Here is an 18,312-nt window from a genome sequence, read left to right as displayed (position 1 = left end):
GCCTGCCGTTGGCGGCCCGGTCGCGGCACAGCGCAGGCCGTGCCGATTCAATACAATGCGACGACGCGTCAGCGATACGGTGCCGCCTCATCGCGTTTGAATTCATCCGGTTCGTGGCGGATGGGGGGCGCTCCCGTCGCGACGGGCTTGTGTCCAACATGGAGCGCAGCATGAACGAACCCTATCTGCAGGTCATCGCGCATTTCTTCGCGAAACCCGGCAACGGCGACCGCGTGGTCGAGCTGCTGGCCGAACTCGCGCCGGCCACGCGCACCGAGCCGAAAAACCTCGACTACGCGTACTTCCGGTCCCCGGAGAACCCCGACCACATCGTGATCCTCGAGCGTTACAGCGAGGCCGACGGCCTCGACGTGCATCGGGAAACGCCGCATTTCCAGCGGATCGGTGTCGGCGCGATCATGCCGTTGCTCGAGCGTCGCGACGTGATCCGCTACATGGTGCAGCCGGACACCGGCACGGCGACGCCCCCGGGAGGCGCCCAATGAACCCGTTTCAATTCCGCACCGTTCCGACGCAGATCGTCGAATTCGGCGCCGCGCGCCGGCTCGGCGCGCTGTTGCGCGAACGCTTTCCGGCGCTCGCGCGCCTGTGCGTCGTCACCGATGCGTTCCTGCACCGCAGCGGCGTGCTCGCGCCCGCGCTGGAGAGCCTCGCCGCGCACGGCTGGCAGGTCGCCGTGATCGACGACGTGATCGCCGATCCGCCCGAGCACGTGGTGCTCGAAGCAACCGCGCGAGCCGTCGCGGCCGATGCCGAGATCGTGCTCGGTCTCGGCGGCGGCTCGTCGATGGACGTCGCGAAGCTGATCGCGGTGCTCGCGCCGGGCCAGCAGGCGCTGGCCGACATGTACGGCGTCGACAAGGTCGCGAGCGCGAGGCTGCCGCTCGTGCAGATGCCGACCACGGCCGGCACCGGCTCCGAGGTCACGGCCGTGTCGATCGTCACGGTCGGGGAGGCGCGCAAGATGGGCGTCGTGTCGCCGCACCTGTTCGCGGACGTCGCGATCCTCGACGCGGAACTCACGCTCGGCCTGCCGCGTGCGGCGACGGCCGCCACCGGCATCGACGCGATGGTGCATGCGATCGAGGCGTACACGTCCGCGCGGCTGAAGAATCCGATATCCGACATGCTGGCGACGCACGCGCTGACGCTGCTGTCGCGCAACCTGCTGGCCGCATGCGACGACGGGCAGAACCGGCACGCGCGCGAAGCGATGCTGGTCGGCGCGATGTTCGCGGGGCAGGCGTTCGCGAATGCGCCGGTCGCGGCCGTGCACGCGCTGGCTTATCCGGTCGGCGGGATCTTCCACGTGCCGCACGGGTTGTCGAATGCGTTGGTGCTGCCGCACGTGCTGCGCTTCAATGCGCCGGCGGCCGCGCCGCTTTACGCGGAACTGGCGGCCATCGTCGCGCCGTCGGCCACGGGCAGCGACGAAGCGAAAACGCATGCGCTGATCGCCGAGATCGACCGGCTGATCGTCGCGACGGGCATTCCGCGCACGCTGCGCGACGTCGGTATCGGCGAGGACGACTTGCCGAGGATGGCGTCGGACGCGATGTTGCAGACGCGTCTGCTCGTGAACAATCCGCGCGAGGTGACCGAGGCCGACGCGCTGGCGATCTACCGGCAGGCGTGGTGACGCGGCGGGCGCGATGCCGTCCGCCGGCCGGGTTCCGTTATTTCAGGTCGCGATCCTTGCAGGTCGGCTCGAATTCGCCGTCGAAGTACTGATACAGGTGCACGAGCAACGTGTTGGCGCCGACCTTGCGCCCGAGGTAATGCGTGCCCTCCACCGACGTGCAGGTCGAGAACGCGAGTTGCAAGCCGCCGTCGAGCACGGCTTCCGGGTGTGCGCCCTGACGCACGAAATGCGCGGCGCCGACGACGCCGAAGCCGCGCGTGTCCGCCGGCACCGACTTCGGCAGCGACAGGGCGTACGCGGCGATCGTGCGGTCGTCGTGCAGGCTGTCGAGAATCTGGTTGCCGGGCTTGCCGGCGCGGCCGGTGACCGTCGCGCAGCAGCGCGCGACGCCCTTGTCGTCGTCGGGCAGCACTTGCAGCGACGTACCTGCCGCGAGATGCGTATTCGGCGTGTAGTAGACGCCGTCGGCCACCACGCCGACCTGCTGCGCATGCGCGGCGATGGAGACGGCGAGCGCCGGGGCGATCAGGATAGAACGAAGCGGTCGGATGGGCATGATGGCGGCGATGATACACGCGGCGCGCAAGCGCCGCGCGGGCCGGGCACCGATCGCGATCAGGCCCGCGACGCGTCGGCGCCGGCCGCGACCACGTACGCCGACGCCTGTTTCGTGCCGTCCAACTTCGTCTGCAGGTACACGCCCTGGATTTCCGGCTCGAAGCCCGGCAACGCATTGATCCCGGCTTCGAGCGCGCGGAAGTAGTCGAGCGCCGGGCCGCCCCATGCTTCGCCGGGCACCACGCAGAAGATGCCGGGCGGATAGGGCAGCGCGCCTTCGGTCGCGATCCGGCCTTCGATGCGCTCGAGCGTGACGAGTTCGACGTTGTTGCGGATCAGCTCGGTATTCGCGGCCTGCGGCAGCATCGCCTGCTTCGGGAACTGCGCGCGCCGGAACATCTGTTTCTGCAGATGCTTCATGTCGTGGCTGCGGTAGAAATCGTGCATGCGCTGGCACAGCTGCCGCAGGCGCATCGTGCCGTACAGCTCCGGATACGCTTCGCACAGCGACGGAATCGCTTCGCGCAGCGGCGTGTCCTGGTCGAGATGGCGCTCGAACTGCGCGAGGTGCGCGACCAGATGCTGCAGCTTGCCGGCACTCTCCGACGGCGTGAGCAGGAACAGGATCGTATACAAGTCGGCTTTCTCGGGCACGACGCCGTGCTCGCGCAGGTAGCGCGCGAGGATCGGCGCCGGCGCGCCGAACGGCGCGTATTCGTGCGTGTCGCGATCGATGCCGGGCGTCGTCAGCAGCAGCTTGCACGGATCGACGAAATACTGGTCGTCCGCATAGCCTTCGAAGCCGTGCCACCTGTCGGCCGGATGGAAGCGGAAGAAGCGCAGGTCGTCGACGATCTGCTCGGTCGGGTAGTCGGCCCACGGGCGGCCGTCGATCTGCTGCGGAACGAACGGGCGAATCTGGCGGCAGGTTTTCAGCAGCAGCTTGCGCGCATCGACGCCGTGTGCGACGCAGTCGCGCCACAGGCGCCGGCCGGCCGGGCCCGCATGCATCTGCGCGTTGACGTCGAGCGCCGCGAACATCGGATAGAACGGGCTCGTCGACGCGTGGATCATGTACGCGTTGTTGAAGCGCCGGTGATCGCAGAAGCGCTTCTGCCCTTCGATGTGGCTGTCCTTCTTGTGGATCTGCGAGGTCTGCGAGAAGCCGGCCTGCTGCTTGTGCACCGACTGCGTGACGAAGATGCCGGGATCGTCGGGCCCGAGCGTCAGCATCAGCGGCGAGCAGTCCTGCATCATCGGAATGAACTGCTCGTAGCCGACCCATGCCGAATCGAACAGGATGTAGTCGCACAGATGCCCGATCCGGTCGACGATTTCGCGCGCGTTGTAGATCGTGCCGTCGTAGGTGCCGAGCTGGATCACCGCGAGCCGGAACGGGCGCGGCAGGTCGGCGCGCTCGGGCGCGACGTCGCGGATCGCGTCGCGAATGCGCGCTTCGCCGAGCGCCGCGCTGTCGACGCCGCCGATGAGGCCCCACGCGTTGCGCGCGGTCTCGAGGTAGACCGGCCGCGCGCCGGACAGGACGAGCGCGCCGAGGTGCACCGACTTGTGGTTGTTGCGGTCGAACAGCACGAGATCGCCGGGCGCGAGCAGCGCGCTCGTGACGACCTTGTTCGACGTCGACGTGCCGTTCAGCACAAAATAAGTTTTATCCGCGTTGTAGATGCGCGCGGCGTTGCGCTGGGCTTCCAGCGCGGGCCCTTCGTGAATCAGCAGATCGCCGAGCCGGACGTCCGCGTTGCAGAGATCCGAGCGAAACAGCGTCTCGCCGAAGAAATCGAAGAACATCCGGCCGAGCGGATGGTTCGAGAAGAACTGGCCGCCCTGGTGGCCCGGGCAGTCGAATTCGACGTAGCCGCGCTGCACGTAGTCGCGCATGACCTTGAAGAACGGCGGCAGCAGGTTCTCGCTGTAGATGTCGGCGGCGGCGGAAATCTGCCGGCCGTGGTAGTGGCGGCCGCCGTGCCGGAGCGGGATCACGCCGCTCGCGTTCGGCAGGACCGACGGCGGCACTTCCTGGTCGGGCTCGACCGCGACGAAGAACGGAATCGCGAAACCGGTTCGCTCGACGGTTTTCAGCACCTTTTCCGCGGCATCGATGCCGACGACGACGGCCGCGATGTTCGTGAAATCGGTCTGGAATACGTCGACCTGTTCGTGCGTGGTGAGAAAGGCGCCGATCAGCGCCGGCTCGACTGCGATTTTCAACAGGCTCACGCGAACTCTCCGGTAAATGACCTGAAACGGGAGCCGCATTCGCGCTGGTGCGTGATGTCGATACGACACGCGCTGCAGCCGATTGAAACGTTCCCGCGAATGCCGAACGCCGAATGCGGACTGCACCGAGAAGCATTGAGCAGCGCGGCACGGCCGTGATCGGACAGTGTCCGGCGCCGCCGATCGTAACAACAAAGGCACGTGAATTCAATCGATCGGAATCGTCAATTTCATTGACGGCTGAGCCTGATCAATTGATCGGGAATTGGCGTGCTGCGGCGCATATAAAAATGATCCAATGATGAAATCCGATTGGAAAGGCGCCGATGATTTCGCCGAACCGTCGGCTTTTCATCGTAAGGCGTTCATGGCATAGTCGGCTCCGAACTGGATGGCGAATCAAGCCGGAATGGCGAGCGTCTCATGCCGCTGCCCGTGACCTGCCGTCCGCGTGCTCGTGAGACGAACGATACCAATCGAAGCAACGCAACAGCGAGGGCAACAACGTGAACACTTCCACTGGCGGCATGCGTCGTCTCGGCATGCGTGCGTTACTCGTCGACGACGAGATCGCGCAGGAAACGGCAACCGGGCGTGCGGTGCGCACGCTGAGCGCGGAGCTCGCGCAACGCGGTATCGACGTGTTGACGGCGACGTCCTCCGACGATGCCATCGTGCTGATCCGCTCCGATCCGTCGATCCAGTGCGTGCTGCTCGACTGGGATCTCGGCGTGGACGGCCCCGGGCCGTCCGAGGCCGTGGTCGATGCGATCCGGCATCGCAATGCCAACGTGCCGATCTTCCTGCTGGCCGACCGCAGCGTCGCGTCGACGGTGCCGGCCGCGGTGATGGGCAAGGTCGACGATTTCGTGTGGCTGCTCGAGGATACGGCCGACTTCATCGGCGGGCGCATCCACGCGGCGATCGAACGCTATCGCTCGACCGTGCTGCCGCCGATGTTCGGCGCGCTCGCGAAGTTCTCGCGCGTCTACGAATACTCGTGGCATACGCCGGGCCACACGGGCGGCACCGGCTTCCTGAAATCGCCGGTCGGCCGCGCGTTCTTCGAATACTTCGGCGAATCGCTGTTTCGCTCGGACCTGTCGATCTCGGTGGGCGAACTCGGCTCGCTGCTCGATCACTCGGGCCCGATCGGCGAAAGCGAACGCTATGCGGCGCGCGTGTTCGGCGCGCATCGCACGTATCACGTGACGAACGGCTCGTCGACGTCGAACCGCATCATCCTGATGGCGAGCGTGAGCCGCGACCAGATCGCGCTGTGCGACCGCAACTGCCACAAGTCGGCCGAGCATGCGATGACGATGTCGGGCGCGATTCCGACCTACCTCGTGCCGACGCGCAACCGCTACGGGATCATCGGGCCGATCGCATCGGAGCGCCTCACGCAAGCGGCGATCCGCGAGGCGATCGCGTCGAACCCGCTCGCGGCGGGGCTCGCCGACCGCCAGCCGAAGCATGCGATCGTCACGAACTCGACGTACGACGGCCTCTGCTACAACGTGACGCGCGTCGAGGAACTGCTCGGCGCGAGCGTCGACCGGCTGCACTTCGACGAAGCGTGGTATGGCTACGCGCGTTTCAATCCGATCTACCGCGACCGCCATGCGATGCACGGCGACCCGCGCGACCACCACAAGGACCGGCCGACGGTATTCGCGACGCAGTCGACGCACAAGCTGCTGACCGCGTTGTCGCAGGCGTCGTACATCCACGTGCGCGACGGCCGCAGCCCGATTCCGCATGGTCAGTTTAACGAAACGTTCATGATGCACGCGTCGACGTCGCCGAACTACGCGATCATCGCGTCGAACGACGTCGCGGCCGCGATGATGGACGGCCCCGGCGGCGCCGCGCTGACGCGCGAATCGATCGAGGAGGCCGTCGCGTTCCGGCAGATGATCGCGCGGATGAACGGCGAATTCGGCGCGAAGGGCGACTGGTTCTTCGAATGCTGGCAGCCCGACACCGTGCTCGAGGCGCGCACGGGCCGCACGCTGCCGTTCCACGAAGCGCCGCCCGAGCTGCTCGCGACCGACCCGGCGTGCTGGGTGCTGCGCCCCGGCGCGCAATGGCACGGCTTCGGCAATATCGAGGACGGCTACTGCATGCTCGACCCGATCAAGGTGTCGATCGTCACGCCGGGCGTGGCGCCGGCCGGCGGCCTGATGCCGGTCGGCATCCCGGCGAGCGTCGTCACCGCGTATCTCGATGCGCGCGGGATCGTCGTCGAGAAGACGACCGATTTCACGATCCTGTTCCTGTTCTCGATCGGCATCACGAAGGGCAAGTGGGGCTCGCTCGTCAGCGCGCTGTGCGATTTCAAGCGCGACTACGACGCGAACCTGCCCCTCGACATGGCGATTCCGTCGCTCGCGCAGGAGCATGGTTCGCGCTATGCGGGCATGGGGCTGAAGGATCTGGCCGACACGATGTTCGCGGCGATGGAGCAGCTCGGCACGACGCGCCTGATGTCGGAGGCGTTCTCGATCCTGCCGAAGCCGGAGATGAGCCCGGTGCGCGCGTACGAGCATCTCGTGCAGGGCCGCGTCGAGCAGGTCACGCTCGACGAACTGGCCGGGCGCACGGTGGCGACCGGCGTCGTGCCGTATCCGCCGGGCATTCCGCTGTTGATGCCGGGCGAGAACGCGGGGCCGGCCGGCGGCCCGGTGCTCGGCTACCTGAAGGCGCTCGAAGCATACGACCGGCGTTTTCCCGGCTTCGCGCACGACACGCACGGCGTGGAAGTCGAGGACGGCACGTATCGCGTGTACTCCCTGACGGCCTGAAGCTCCGAAGCCTGACCGGGCGAACGGGCGACCGGCCGCGCGGCGGCCTCACATCGAAGGATCGAACACCATGGACAACGCAGCGCACCTGGCCGACGCGGCCCCGGCGGCCGCGCCGAAGAACCGGATGAACGTCTGGCAGCTCACCATCCTCACCGCGGTCAACATGATGGGCTCCGGCATCATCCTGCTGCCGGCGAAGCTCGCGCAGGTCGGCACGATCTCGCTGCTGTCGTGGATCGTCACGGCCGGCGGCTCGCTCGCGCTGGCCTACGCGTTCGCGCGCTGCGGGATGCTGAGCCGCAAGCCGGGCGGGATGGGCGGCTACGCGGAATACGCGTTCGGCAAGGCCGGCAACTACATGGCGAACTACACGTACGGGCTGTCGCTCGTGATCGCCAACGTCGCGATCGGCGTCACGGCGGTCGGCTACGGCACCGTGCTGTTCGACGCGACGCTGTCGCCGCTGCAGACGGGCCTGTGGACGATCTTCCTGCTCGTGCTGACGACGGTCGCGAACTTCGGCGGCTCGCGCATCACCGGCCGGATCGGCGCGGTGACGGTGTGGGGCGTGATCATTCCGGTCGTCGTCGTATCGCTGATCGGCTGGTTCTGGTTCAGCGGCGCGACCTGGGGCGCCGCGTGGAATCCGCACAACCTGCCGTTCGGGCCGGCCGTCGGCGGCTCGATCGCGGTGACGCTGTGGGCGTTCCTCGGGCTCGAATCGGCGTGCGCGAACGCGGACGCCGTCGAGAATCCGGAGCGCAACGTGCCGATCGCCGTGCTCGGCGGCACGATCGCGTCGGCGATCTTCTATATCGTGTCGACCAACGTGATCGCCGGGATCGTGCCCAACGCGATCCTCGCGGCGTCGAACGCGCCGTTCGGCCTCGCGTTCGCGACGATGTTCACGCCGACCGTCGGCACGATCGTCACCGCGCTGATGGTGATCGCGTGCATCGGCTCGCTGCTCGGCTGGCAGTTCACGGTCGCGCAGGTGTTCAAGAGCTCGGCGGACGTCGGCTATTTCCTGCCGGTGTTCGCCCGCGCGACGCGCACGGGCACGCCGATCGTCGGCATGGTGATCCTGCTGGTCGCGCAGGTCGCGCTGGCGCTGATGACGATCAGCCCGGAGCTGAGCAGCCAGTTCCAGAAGATCGTCGATCTCGCGGTCGTCACGAACCTCGTGCCCTACGTGATGTCGATGGCCGCGCTGATCACGATCCAGAAGGTCGCGAAGGTGCCGCCGGGCAAGGCGCTGGTGACGAACGCGGTCGCGATGGTCGCAACCGCGTACAGCTTCTACGCGCTTTACAGTTCGGGCGAGCAGGCGCTGATGCTCGGCGGCCTGTGCGTGTTCCTCGGCTGGACGCTGTTCGGCTTCGTCAGCGCGCGCTTCTACCAGATGGAAGTCGACGCGCACGTGAAGGAGCCGGGGAAGTCGCTGCAGGCGTGAAGCCCTAGCGGTCGGGCGTCGTCAGCAGCGGCGGCAGGGTGCGTTTCAACAGATCGACGACGGCCCGCACGCGCGGCGGCAGCGGCCGCTGCGCGTGCACTAGCACATTGAGCGCGAAGTCGGGCACGTCGTAGTGCGGCAAGAGGCGAACGAGCCGGCCGCGCGCGAGCGCGTCGGCGCAAGCCGGGTGCTGGACTACGCCGATACCGCCGCCCGCCGCGATCGTGTCGAACATCGGGCGCCAGTGGCTCGCGGTCATGACCGTGCGGATGCGCGCGTATTCGACCGCACCGCCGTCGCGCCGCAGCGGTACCTGCTCGTTCGCGAACACGCCTTTCACCCGGATGAACGGATGGTTCGCGAGATCGGCCTTCGTGTCGAGCGGGCCGTGCCGCTCGAGATACGACGACGCGGCGACGAGCACGCGGCCGACCGCGCCAAGCGCGTAGGCGACGAAGCCGCCGTCGCGGAGCTGGCCGGCCCGGATCGAAATGTCGACCCCCTCGGTGACGGGATCGACGATCTCGTCGTTCAGCACCAGGTCGATGTGCAGCTTCGGATACGCGGTGCGGATCTGCATCAGCACGGCCGGTAGCACGACCTCGCCGAAACACTGCGGCGCCGCGAGCCGGATCGTGCCGTCGAGCGCGTTCTCCGTCTTCGACACCGACGCCACGGCCAGTTCGGCCGCTTCGAGCAGCGCCTTGCTGCGTTCGTAGAAGAGGCGGCCTTCCTCCGTGCACGCGAGCGTGCGCGCACTGCGCATCAGCAGCCGCGTGCCGAGATGCTTTTCGAGTTTCTCGATGCGTTCGCTGACGGCCGGTTGGCCCATGTCGAGATCCCGCGCCGCGCCGGACATCGTGCCGCGCTCCACGACTCTCACGTAGATGCGCATCGTCGCCAACAGATCCATGAAGTCGCGCCTCGTGTTTTCCGATGTCTTCCGGTTCGATTTTTACCGATCGACGGATGGTACCAAAGCGGCGTCGACGCGATGGTGTGCGTCGGGCCGATACTGACTATCGGCCGGTGCGCTTACGGTGCCGCCAAAGCCGCGTGCGTTCGTCCGCGCCGTGCGCGAAAATCGGCGTGCTTTCACACGGCCGACAGGAGACGCGACATGACGCAACGGAACGAAGCGCGACGGACGCATTGCGTCGCATGGCAGATCGTGCAGACGTGGCAGGCGGCCGAATGGTGCCGGCTCGACGAGTCGCCAACGGGCAACGCGCTGGCGGGTGCGGTGGCGGGCGCGATCGACGGCACGCCGTTTCGTATCGACTACGCGGTCGCATGCGGCGCCGACTGGCTCACGCGCTCGGCGCGCGTGACGCATTGGACCGGCACCGCGCCGCCCCGGCAATGGGACATCGCGTGCGACGCGGGGCAGTGGACGATCGACGGTATCGCTGCGCCGGCGCTCGCGGGCGCGACCGATATCGATCTCGGCTTCAGTCCGTCGACCAATACGCTGCCGATTCGCCGGCTGGCGCTCGCCGTCGGCGAGTCGGCGGAGATTCGCACCGCGTGGCTGCGTTTCCCGGATCTCGCCATCGTGCGCGGCGAACAGCGCTATACGCGCACGGCGCCGTACGTGTACCGCTACGAGAGCGGCACGTACGCGGCCGATATCGGCATCGACGATGCGGGCCTCGTCACCGACTACGACGAATGGCGGCGCATCGGCGCGGCACGGGCGTCGTGACGCGTCACCGCGCGCTGGCGACCGACAGCTTGCCCGGAATCAGCTTCAGCGTGCTGAACGCGTCGGCAATGCTCTGCTGGTACGCGACCGTCGCGTCGGTGATCGGCTGCACGCCGTAGCCGGCACGCTTGAGCGCGACTTCGAGCGTCGGCGCGTCGAGGCCGACGAGCGGCGACAGTTGCGCGGCGACCTCCGGCACGTGATCGCGCGCCCAGCGATCGACCGCGTCGACTTCGTCGAGCAGCGCGCGCAGCACCTGCGGATGCGCGGCCGCGTACTTGCGCGCCGCGAGGTAGTACTGCGTGTTGCGCACGAGCCCTTCGCCGTTCGCGACCACGCGCGCGCCGAGCTGTCGTTCGGCGGCGGCCAGGTACGGATCCCAGATCACCCACGCATCGACGCTGCGCTGCACGAACGCGGCGCGCGCGTCGGCGGGCGTCAGGTAGATCGGCTGGATGTCGGCATAGGTGAGGCCCGCATGTTCGAGCGCCTTCACCAGCAGGTAGTGGACGTTCGAACCCTTGTTGAACGCGACCTTCTTGCCGCGCAGTTGCGCGACGGTGCGGATCGGCGAATCGGGCAGCACGACGATCGCCTCGCCCTGCGGCGCGGGCGGCTCGTTGCCGATGTAGACGAACTCGACGCCGCCGGCCTGCGCGAAAATCGGCGGGGTTTCGCCGACCGTGCCGACGTCGATCGCGCCGGCGTTCAGCCCTTCGAGCAGTTGCGGGCCGGCCGGGAATTCGAGCCATTGCACGGTGACGCCCTGGCTCGCGAGACGCTTCTCGAGCGTGCCGCGCGCCTTGAGCACGACGAAGTTGCCGTATTTCTGGAAGCCGACGCGCAGCCGCGTGCCGCTGTCGGCGGCCGCGCGGGCGGGCACGGCCGCGAGCGGGCCGAGCGCGAGCCCGGCCAGTCCGGCGGCCGCGCCATGCAGCCACTGGCGGCGGCGCGGGTTCGCCGGGGTCGTTTCAAGGTCTGCGTGCGGTGTGTCGTTCATTAGGGCGTGTTCACGCTAATAACGGGTTTGCGCTGGCCCCCAGAAGGGCCGAGCGCGAGGATTGCGACGAAGCGAATACTCGACGTATTCGCGAGGAGCATGACGCGGCGATCGGCCCTTCTGGGGGCCAGCCCCGCGAATGAATTTTTCCAAACAGGGGAACGTGCCTTTCCGCCCACATTGCGGCGTCGTGCGTCGCTTGTTTGGCACGGCCAAACGGCGCTCCTTACTCCTTGCACTGCGGGCGGAAAGGCACGTTCGCAAACCCGTTATTAGCGTGAACACGCCCTAAGGCGTCCTGCTGGCGGGTTCACGGGGCGCGCGCGAAGGCGGCGCGGCCGGCGCGGGACCGGGCCGGATGCGGGCGACGCGCGCAACGGGCCGGCCCGCGCCGGAGTCGAGACGATACGGCCCGGCGGGACGGCGGCCAACCAATGAATCCGCATATGCAAATCAGCGGCCGGACGATGCGTGAACGGTGACGCGGCGGGGCGCCGCCGCGCTCACGCGGTGACGAGCAGGCTTTCCTCGATCGAATCGACGCGGTCCGGATAGAACGCGAGGTGCCCGCGAATCGATTCGACGGCCGGATTCGGATGCTCGTACGTCCACACCGCGTTGGTCGAGCGTTCGCCGCCGGCCGGAATCGAGTAGTACGCGCAATCGCCCTTGTACGGGCAGTAGGTCGCGTGGTCGGTGCGTTCGAGCAGCGACATGTCGGCATCCTCGCGCGGAATGTACAGCACCGCCGGATAGCTGGCCTCGCGCAGCACCAGCGCATGGCGCGTATCGGCGACGACCTTGCCGGCGACCTTCACGATCACGCGCGACGAATGCGGTTCGATCAGGATCGGGTGATCGGGGCCCGGCGACTTCACGGGACGAGAGGGCGTATCGGGGTTGATCGACATCTGGGTCCTCCAGGAAGAGCGGCGCGCACGGACGCGCCGTGCCGACATGTGCACGCCGGGCGGATTCCCGCGCGCCGATGCCGGCGTCGGCCAACCGATACGATGCACCCATTCCGGAGAACCTGCAGAGGGCCGGAAGACCGGCGGCGCGAATGGTTTCGATGCGCACGCCCGGGGCGGCCGGCCGCAACGGTATTCGGCATGTCCACGGCGCTCGCATGGCCATTCCGATGCAGCGGCAGCGGGATGCATCCGCGACGATAAGCAACGCGGAATTAATTGGTAAGCGATCGGCGGGCGGCGCGCGAAGATCGACGGTCGTCATTCGCATGACACCTCTTTCTTCCCTTTGCCACCATGAAGAATCCTTTCGTTTCGTCAGCCGCGCGCCGTTCGCGCGGCGTATCGCCTGCCGCTGTCGCGCTCCGCTGCATCGCCGCGTCGCTGCTGCTGGCCGGCGCCGCGACGCACGCACTCGCCGCGCCGGCAGGCAAGACACTCGTGTACTGCACCGAAGGCAGCCCCGCCGGCTTCGATCCCGGCCAGCACACGACGAGCACCGATTTCGATGCGAGCACGTACCCGGTCTACAACGGGCTCGTGCAGTTCAAGCGCGGCACGCTCGATCTCGAACCGGCGCTCGCGACGAGCTGGGACGTGTCGCCCGACCAGCGCACGATCACGTTCCATCTGCGGCGCGGCGTGAAATTCCAGACGACCGCGTGGTTCACGCCGACGCGGCCGTTCCAGGCCGACGACGTCGTGTTCACGTTCCGCCGGATGCTCGATCCGGACGACCCGTTCCGCAGGGCTTATCCGGTCAGCTTCCCGTATTTCAGCGATCTCGGCTTCGACCACAACGTCGAGCGTATCGAGAAGGTCGACGACTACACGGTGCGCTTCGTGCTGAAGTCGCCCGACGTCGTGTTCGTGCGCAATCTCGCGATGGCGTTCGCGTCGGTGCTGTCGGCCGAATATGCGGGGCAGCTCGCCGCGCGCCATCGCGAGTCGGACATCAACCAGTTCCCGGTCGGCACGGGGCCGTTCGTGCTGCGTACGTACCAGAAGGACGCGTTGATCCGCTACGACGCGAATCCCGACTACTGGAAGCCGGACGACGTGAAGCTCGCGCGCCTCGTGTTCGCGATCACGCCCGATCCGGCCGCGCGATTGCAGAAGCTCGTGGCCGGCGAGTGCCAGGTGTCGGCGTTTCCGCGGCCGGCCGACCTCGAGACCGTGCGGCGCGATCCGAAACTGACGCTGTTTTCGGGGACGGGCTTCAACGTCGGCTTCGTCGCGTACAACACGCAGCATCCGCCGCTCGATCGCGTCGACGTGCGGCGCGCGCTCGACATCGCGATCGACAAGACGGCGATCGTCAAGACCGTGTTCAACGGCGACGCGACGATCGCGACGAACCCGATGCCGCCCGCGCAATGGTCGTACAACCCGCGTCTGAAGGATGCGCCGCGGGATCCGGCCGTCGCGAAGGCGCTGCTCGCGCAGGCCGGCTTCCCGAACGGCTTCGACCTGACGTTGTGGGCGATGCCCGTGCAGCGCCCGTACAACCCGAACGCGCAGCTGATGGCGCAACTGATCCAGCAGGACTGGGCGAAGATCGGCGTGCGCGCGAAGATCGTCAGTTACGAATGGGGCGAATACAACCGCCGTGCGAAGCACGACGGCCAGCACGACGCGATCCTGTACGGCTGGTCGGGCGACAACGGCGACCCCGACAACTGGCTCGGCACGCTGCTCGGCTGCGACGCGGTGCACGGCAGCAATCTCGCGAAGTGGTGCAACAAGGACTTCGAGCAACTCGTGACCGCCGCGCGTTCGAACGGGGACGTCGCGAAGCGCACGGCGCTGTACGAGCAGGCGCAGGTGGTGTTCAAGGACCAGGTGCCATTCACGCCGATCGCGACGTCGATCGTGTCGCTGCCGATCTCGAAACGCGTACACGGGCTGACGTTCTCGCCGCTCGGCGGGCACCGGTTCGACGGCGTATGGCTCGATTGATCGAAGCGGGGCCGGCGCGCCGCGGGCGCACCGGAGTTTGCCGCATCAGTTGAGTGCGACGGCGGCCGCGGTTTCGACCGGCGCGCCTTCGAGCGCGACCGATGGCCTGCCGTCGGGGCCGACCGGCACGTCGCCGATGAGCGTCGTGCGATACAGCTGGCGGTCGAAGTCGAGATCGAAGATGTCGACGGGCGCGAGATGCGCGGTCGCACGGTTGTCCCAGAACGCGATGCTGCGCGGCTCCCACTTGAAGCGGATCGTGAATTCCGGCCGCGTCACGTGCTCCCACAGCAGTTCGAGCAGCGCCTGGCTCTCGCGCGGCGTCAGCCCGACGATCGATTTCAGGAAACTCGGGCTCACGTACAGCGCGCGTTCGCCGGTCTCCGGATGCACGCGCACGAGCGGATGTTCGGTCACGAGCGGGCGGCGCTCGACCGCGTCGTCGAAGGCGCCGGTCGCGCGCGCGCCGGGCGGCGGCGTAAAGCGATGGATGCCGCGCAGCGTGTCGACGAAGCCGCGCAGCGGCGCGGACAGCGTTTCGTACGCGCGCACGAGATTGGTCCAGTGCGTGTCGCCGCCGTACGGCGGGATCGTCACGCCGCGCAGGATCGACGCCCACGGCGGATTCACGGCGGCGGTCACGTCGGTATGCCAGCCGGTCCAGGGCCGGCGCACCGGCTCGCCTTCGAAGCGCGTCGCCTTGCGATGCTTCGCGATCGAATAGACGGCCGGATGGCCGTCGACGTGCCCGAACACCGGGTGACCGACGGTCGGCTCGCCGAACTGCGCGGAGAACGCGACATGCTGCTCGTGCGTGAGGAATTGTTCGCGGAAGAAGATCACGCGCCATTTCAGCAGCGCGGCGCGGATCGCCGCGATCTGCGGCGTGGTCAACGGTTGCGTGAGGTCGACGCCGCGGATTTCCGCACCGATATGGGCGGACAGCGGAATCACGTCGACCGGTTGGGCGGCGGGTTCGAGTAGGGCGCTCATGCGACGCTCCGGGCGGAAGTGAACGGGACGGAGGAACGACATCGTTGCGCGTGCAAGTGTCGGTCCGGTGGTGCGAGCTTCATGGCGGTTGTCCTCCAGCAAGGAGCGCGACGGCGCGCGGGAGACGGCGCCGTCGCGGGACGCCGACGTTATTGCAGCGTGGCGCCCGGCCCCTTGAGCAGGACGCTCTGGCGGCCGTCGATGCCGACCGGCACGTCGCCGTGAACGGTCGCGCGGCGCACGACGCGGCGCGCATCGCCGTAGTCGTTGATCGCGTAGTGCTGGGTCGCGCGGTTGTCCCAGATCGCGACGTCGCCTTCCTGCCAGTTCCAGCGCACGGTGTTCTCGAGGCGCGTCACGTGCTCGTGGAACACCTGCAGCAGATGCGCGGAATCCTGCGCCGACAGCCCCTTGAGCCGCTGCACGAAGTGCCCGAGCACGAGCGTGCGCTCGCCGGTTTCCGGATGCACGCGCACGACCGGATGCTCGGTTTCGTAGACGGTCGACGTGAACACTTCGCGGTAGCGCTTCAGTTGCGTATCGTCGGCGTGCACGTGCGTCGACGCATAGTCGTACGCGTTCGTATGCAGCGCCCACAGCGTGTCGGCGAGCGCGCGCAGCGAATCGGGCAGATGCGCATACGCGGCGGCCGTGTTGGCCCATACGGTGTCGCCGCCGAACGGCGGGATCACGACCGCGCGCAGGATCGAGATCTTCGGGTACGCGTCGACGAAGGTCACGTCGGTGTGCCACGAATTGGCGCGTGCGCCGTGCGCGGAATCGAGTTCGAGCAGCGCCGCGCTGCCGTCGACGGACGGCACGGTCGGGTGCGCGACCGTGTCGCCGAAGCGGCGGGCGAACGCTTCCTGCGCGGTGTCGTCGAGATGGTGCTGGTCGCGGAAGAACAGCACCTTGTAGCGTAGCAGCGCGGCGTTGATCGCGTCGAACGTCGCGTCGTCGAGCGTGGCCGACAGCCGCACGCCGGCAATCTCGGCGCCGATCCGGCCGGCGACCTGGCGAAGCTGAAGCGGGACGGCGGCCGTGCGCGGCGCGGCGTGCGAAGCAGGCGAAGACGAGTGAGCGGCGTGCTGGACATCGGACATCGGGAGTCTCCTGGGAGTCGGGTCGGTCGAGTCTCCATTCAAGCAGGCGCGGCGCGGAACCGGAACCGATGAATCGTCACAACCTTAGCGTGCGCGCTGCGATGATCGATATGTGTCGTGGTGCTGAGCGAATCGGCGCGTCATGCGATCACCACGCGAGCCGCCATTCGCCGATCCGGTGCGGGCGCGCCGTGTCGATGCGCTTGCCGCCCGAACCGTCGTCACTCGGCGGTTCGCTGTCGTCGAAATCGGCGAGCACCGTGTCGCGCAAGCGCGCGAATGCCGGCGAATCGCGCCGGCGCGGCCGCGGCAGCGCGACGTCGACGATGCGCGCGATGCGTCCCGGACGCGGCGCCATCGTGACGACGCGGTCGCCGAGATAGACGGCTTCGTCGACGTCGTGCGTGACGAGGAGCATCGTGATGCGCTCCTGTTCCCAGATGCGCAGCAGTTCATTCTGCATCTTCGCGCGGGTCTGCGCGTCGAGCGCGCCGAACGGTTCGTCGAGCAGCAGCACGCGCGGGCGGTTCACGAGACCGCGCGCGATCGCGACGCGCTGCGCCATCCCGCCCGACAACTGGTTCGGAAACGCGTGCTCGAAGCCGTTCAGCCCGACGAGCGCGATGTGCTCCGCGATCGCGCGCCGTTTCGCGGCGGCGTCCAGCGGCGCGTTGCGCAGCGCGGCGCCGATGTTCTGTTCGACGGTCAGCCACGGGAACAGCCGGTGATCCTGGAACACGATACCGCGCTGCAGCGACGTGTCGCGCACGCGTTCGCCGCCGGCGCGGATTTCGCCGGTGTAATCGGTGTCGAGCCCGGCGACGAGCCGCAGCAGCGTCGACTTGCCGCAGCCGCTGGCGCCGACGATCGTGACGAATTCGCCGGCGCGCACGTGCAGCGACACGTCGTCGAGCACGGCGAGCGCCGCGCCGCGTTGCGCGTAGTGCTTGCTGACATGGAGGATGTCGAGCGAATCGGAGGCGAGAGTCGTCATGGCGGTACGGAAAAGGATGCGAAACGGAAGGAAAGGGCGCTCAGCGCGCGAGGTCGCCGCGCCGGGCCGGCACCTTGCGTTCGATCGCCCGCGCGGTCGCGTTCAGTGCCCAGCCGGTCACGCCGACGACGATGATTCCGAACAGCACGAGATCCATCCGGAACTGCTCGCTGCCGTCGATCAGCGTGTTGCCGATCCCGCTGCCGGCGACGAGCAGGTATTCGGCGCCGAGCGTCGCGAGCCACGAATAGATCAGGCCGAGATACAGGCCGGTGAAGATCGACGGCAACGCGGCCGGCAGTATCACGTAGCCGATCAGCTGAAGCCGCGAGTAGCGCAGCGCGCGGGCGACGTCGACATACGTGCGCGGCACCGCGTGAATGCCGTCGCAGGTATGGGCGGCGACGGGCAGTAGCGCGGCGAGCGACAGGAACACGACCTTCGCGACGTCGCCGAGGCCGAACCACACGGAAATCAGCGGAATCCACGCGAACAGCGAGATCTGCTTGAACGTGTCGAAGCTCGGGCCGACCATCCGCGCGGCGACGCGCGACAGCCCGAGCACGGCGCCGAGCAACAGCCCGCCCGTCGCGCCGATCGCGAACCCGCACGCTTCGCGCGCGAGCGACGCCGACAGCGCTCGGCCGAGCGCGCCGCTCGTGGCCTGCGCCCACGCGGTGTGCAGCACGTCGGCCGGGCCGACGAACAGCCCGCTTTTCACGAGGTGTGCGGAAGCGAGGGCCCACCAGCACGCAAACGCGGCGAGCGGCAGCACGACGCCGCGCCAGTCGGGCGCATGCAGGCGGCGGGCGGTCGTGGTAGGCGCTGTGAGCGACGGTGTAGCGGCATGCGGCACGGGCGATTC

Annotated in this window: 15 protein-coding genes; 6 read left to right on the top strand and 9 right to left on the bottom strand. The window is 67.9% G+C overall.

The window, feature by feature from the left end; all coding sequences use genetic code 11:
- Positions 1–170 precede the first annotated feature (170 nt).
- Positions 171–506, top strand: coding sequence for a putative quinol monooxygenase (locus JYG37_RS17705; protein ID WP_089489735.1), 336 nt, complete (start codon positions 171–173; stop codon positions 504–506).
- Positions 503–1,660, top strand: coding sequence for an iron-containing alcohol dehydrogenase (locus JYG37_RS17700; protein ID WP_124593801.1), 1,158 nt, complete (start codon positions 503–505; stop codon positions 1,658–1,660). Before JYG37_RS17705 ends, JYG37_RS17700 begins: the two co-directional genes overlap by 4 nt.
- Positions 1,661–1,697: 37 nt before the next feature.
- Here JYG37_RS17700 and JYG37_RS17695 read toward each other — a convergent pair whose 3' ends face one another.
- The gene (locus tag JYG37_RS17695; RefSeq protein WP_176015387.1) at positions 1,698–2,219 is read right to left on the bottom strand and encodes a hypothetical protein; all 522 of its coding nucleotides are present in this window, start codon (positions 2,217–2,219) and stop codon (positions 1,698–1,700) included.
- 59 nt (positions 2,220–2,278) lie between these two features.
- The gene (locus JYG37_RS17690) at positions 2,279–4,459 is read right to left on the bottom strand and encodes an ornithine decarboxylase (protein ID WP_162484448.1); all 2,181 of its coding nucleotides are present in this window, start codon (positions 4,457–4,459) and stop codon (positions 2,279–2,281) included.
- A 527-nt stretch (positions 4,460–4,986) separates the two neighbouring features.
- Here JYG37_RS17690 and JYG37_RS17685 point away from each other — a divergent pair.
- Positions 4,987–7,266 (top strand): Orn/Lys/Arg family decarboxylase, encoded by a 2,280-nt coding sequence (locus JYG37_RS17685; RefSeq protein WP_502775482.1) that lies wholly within the window; start codon positions 4,987–4,989, stop codon positions 7,264–7,266.
- Between the two features lie 70 nt (positions 7,267–7,336).
- Positions 7,337–8,722 (top strand): putrescine-ornithine antiporter, encoded by a 1,386-nt coding sequence (potE, locus tag JYG37_RS17680; protein WP_050011137.1) that lies wholly within the window; start codon positions 7,337–7,339, stop codon positions 8,720–8,722.
- A 4-nt stretch (positions 8,723–8,726) separates the two neighbouring features.
- On the opposite strand, the gene JYG37_RS17675 is transcribed toward potE, so the two are convergent.
- On the bottom strand, positions 8,727–9,635 hold the full coding sequence (locus JYG37_RS17675; protein WP_124630469.1) for a LysR family transcriptional regulator: 909 nt from the start codon (positions 9,633–9,635) through the stop codon (positions 8,727–8,729).
- A gap of 207 nt (positions 9,636–9,842) precedes the next feature.
- On the opposite strand from JYG37_RS17675, the gene JYG37_RS17670 reads away from it, so the two are divergent.
- On the top strand, positions 9,843–10,427 hold the full coding sequence (locus JYG37_RS17670; RefSeq protein WP_124593796.1) for a putative glycolipid-binding domain-containing protein: 585 nt from the start codon (positions 9,843–9,845) through the stop codon (positions 10,425–10,427).
- 4 nt (positions 10,428–10,431) lie between these two features.
- Here the strand turns inward: JYG37_RS17670 and JYG37_RS17665 are convergent, their stop codons facing one another.
- Together JYG37_RS17665 and JYG37_RS17660 are read right to left on the bottom strand one after the other, a co-directional pair.
- Positions 10,432–11,427, bottom strand: coding sequence for a sulfonate ABC transporter substrate-binding protein (locus tag JYG37_RS17665; RefSeq protein ID WP_050011135.1), 996 nt, complete (start codon positions 11,425–11,427; stop codon positions 10,432–10,434).
- Between the two features lie 503 nt (positions 11,428–11,930).
- A complete protein-coding gene (locus tag JYG37_RS17660; RefSeq protein WP_050017347.1) occupies positions 11,931–12,338 on the bottom strand; it encodes a DUF427 domain-containing protein in 408 nt (135 codons plus the stop codon).
- 357 nt (positions 12,339–12,695) lie between these two features.
- Between JYG37_RS17660 and JYG37_RS17655 the strand changes: the two genes are divergently transcribed.
- Positions 12,696–14,357: an ABC transporter substrate-binding protein gene (locus JYG37_RS17655; protein WP_213345675.1), complete on the top strand. Its 1,662-nt coding sequence runs from the start codon at positions 12,696–12,698 to the stop codon at positions 14,355–14,357.
- A gap of 45 nt (positions 14,358–14,402) precedes the next feature.
- On the opposite strand, the gene JYG37_RS17650 is transcribed toward JYG37_RS17655, so the two are convergent.
- The 4 genes from JYG37_RS17650 to JYG37_RS17635 form a co-directional block, all read right to left on the bottom strand.
- Positions 14,403–15,350, bottom strand: a complete 948-nt coding sequence (locus JYG37_RS17650) for a TauD/TfdA dioxygenase family protein (RefSeq protein WP_124554065.1) — start codon at positions 15,348–15,350, stop codon at positions 14,403–14,405.
- Positions 15,351–15,499: 149 nt separating this feature from the next.
- On the bottom strand, positions 15,500–16,453 hold the full coding sequence (locus JYG37_RS17645) for a TauD/TfdA dioxygenase family protein (protein WP_213345674.1): 954 nt from the start codon (positions 16,451–16,453) through the stop codon (positions 15,500–15,502).
- 148 nt (positions 16,454–16,601) lie between these two features.
- Positions 16,602–17,447: an ABC transporter ATP-binding protein gene (locus JYG37_RS17640; RefSeq protein WP_124554066.1), complete on the bottom strand. Its 846-nt coding sequence runs from the start codon at positions 17,445–17,447 to the stop codon at positions 16,602–16,604.
- Between the two features lie 40 nt (positions 17,448–17,487).
- Positions 17,488–18,303, bottom strand: a complete 816-nt coding sequence (locus tag JYG37_RS17635; protein WP_213345673.1) for an ABC transporter permease — start codon at positions 18,301–18,303, stop codon at positions 17,488–17,490.
- Positions 18,304–18,312 lie beyond the last annotated feature (9 nt).

Origin of the sequence: Burkholderia sp. LAS2 (genome assembly GCF_018417615.1) — a bacterium.
Taxonomy (GTDB): domain Bacteria; phylum Pseudomonadota; class Gammaproteobacteria; order Burkholderiales; family Burkholderiaceae; genus Burkholderia; species Burkholderia sola.
This window is presented reverse-complemented; position numbering and strand designations above follow the sequence as displayed.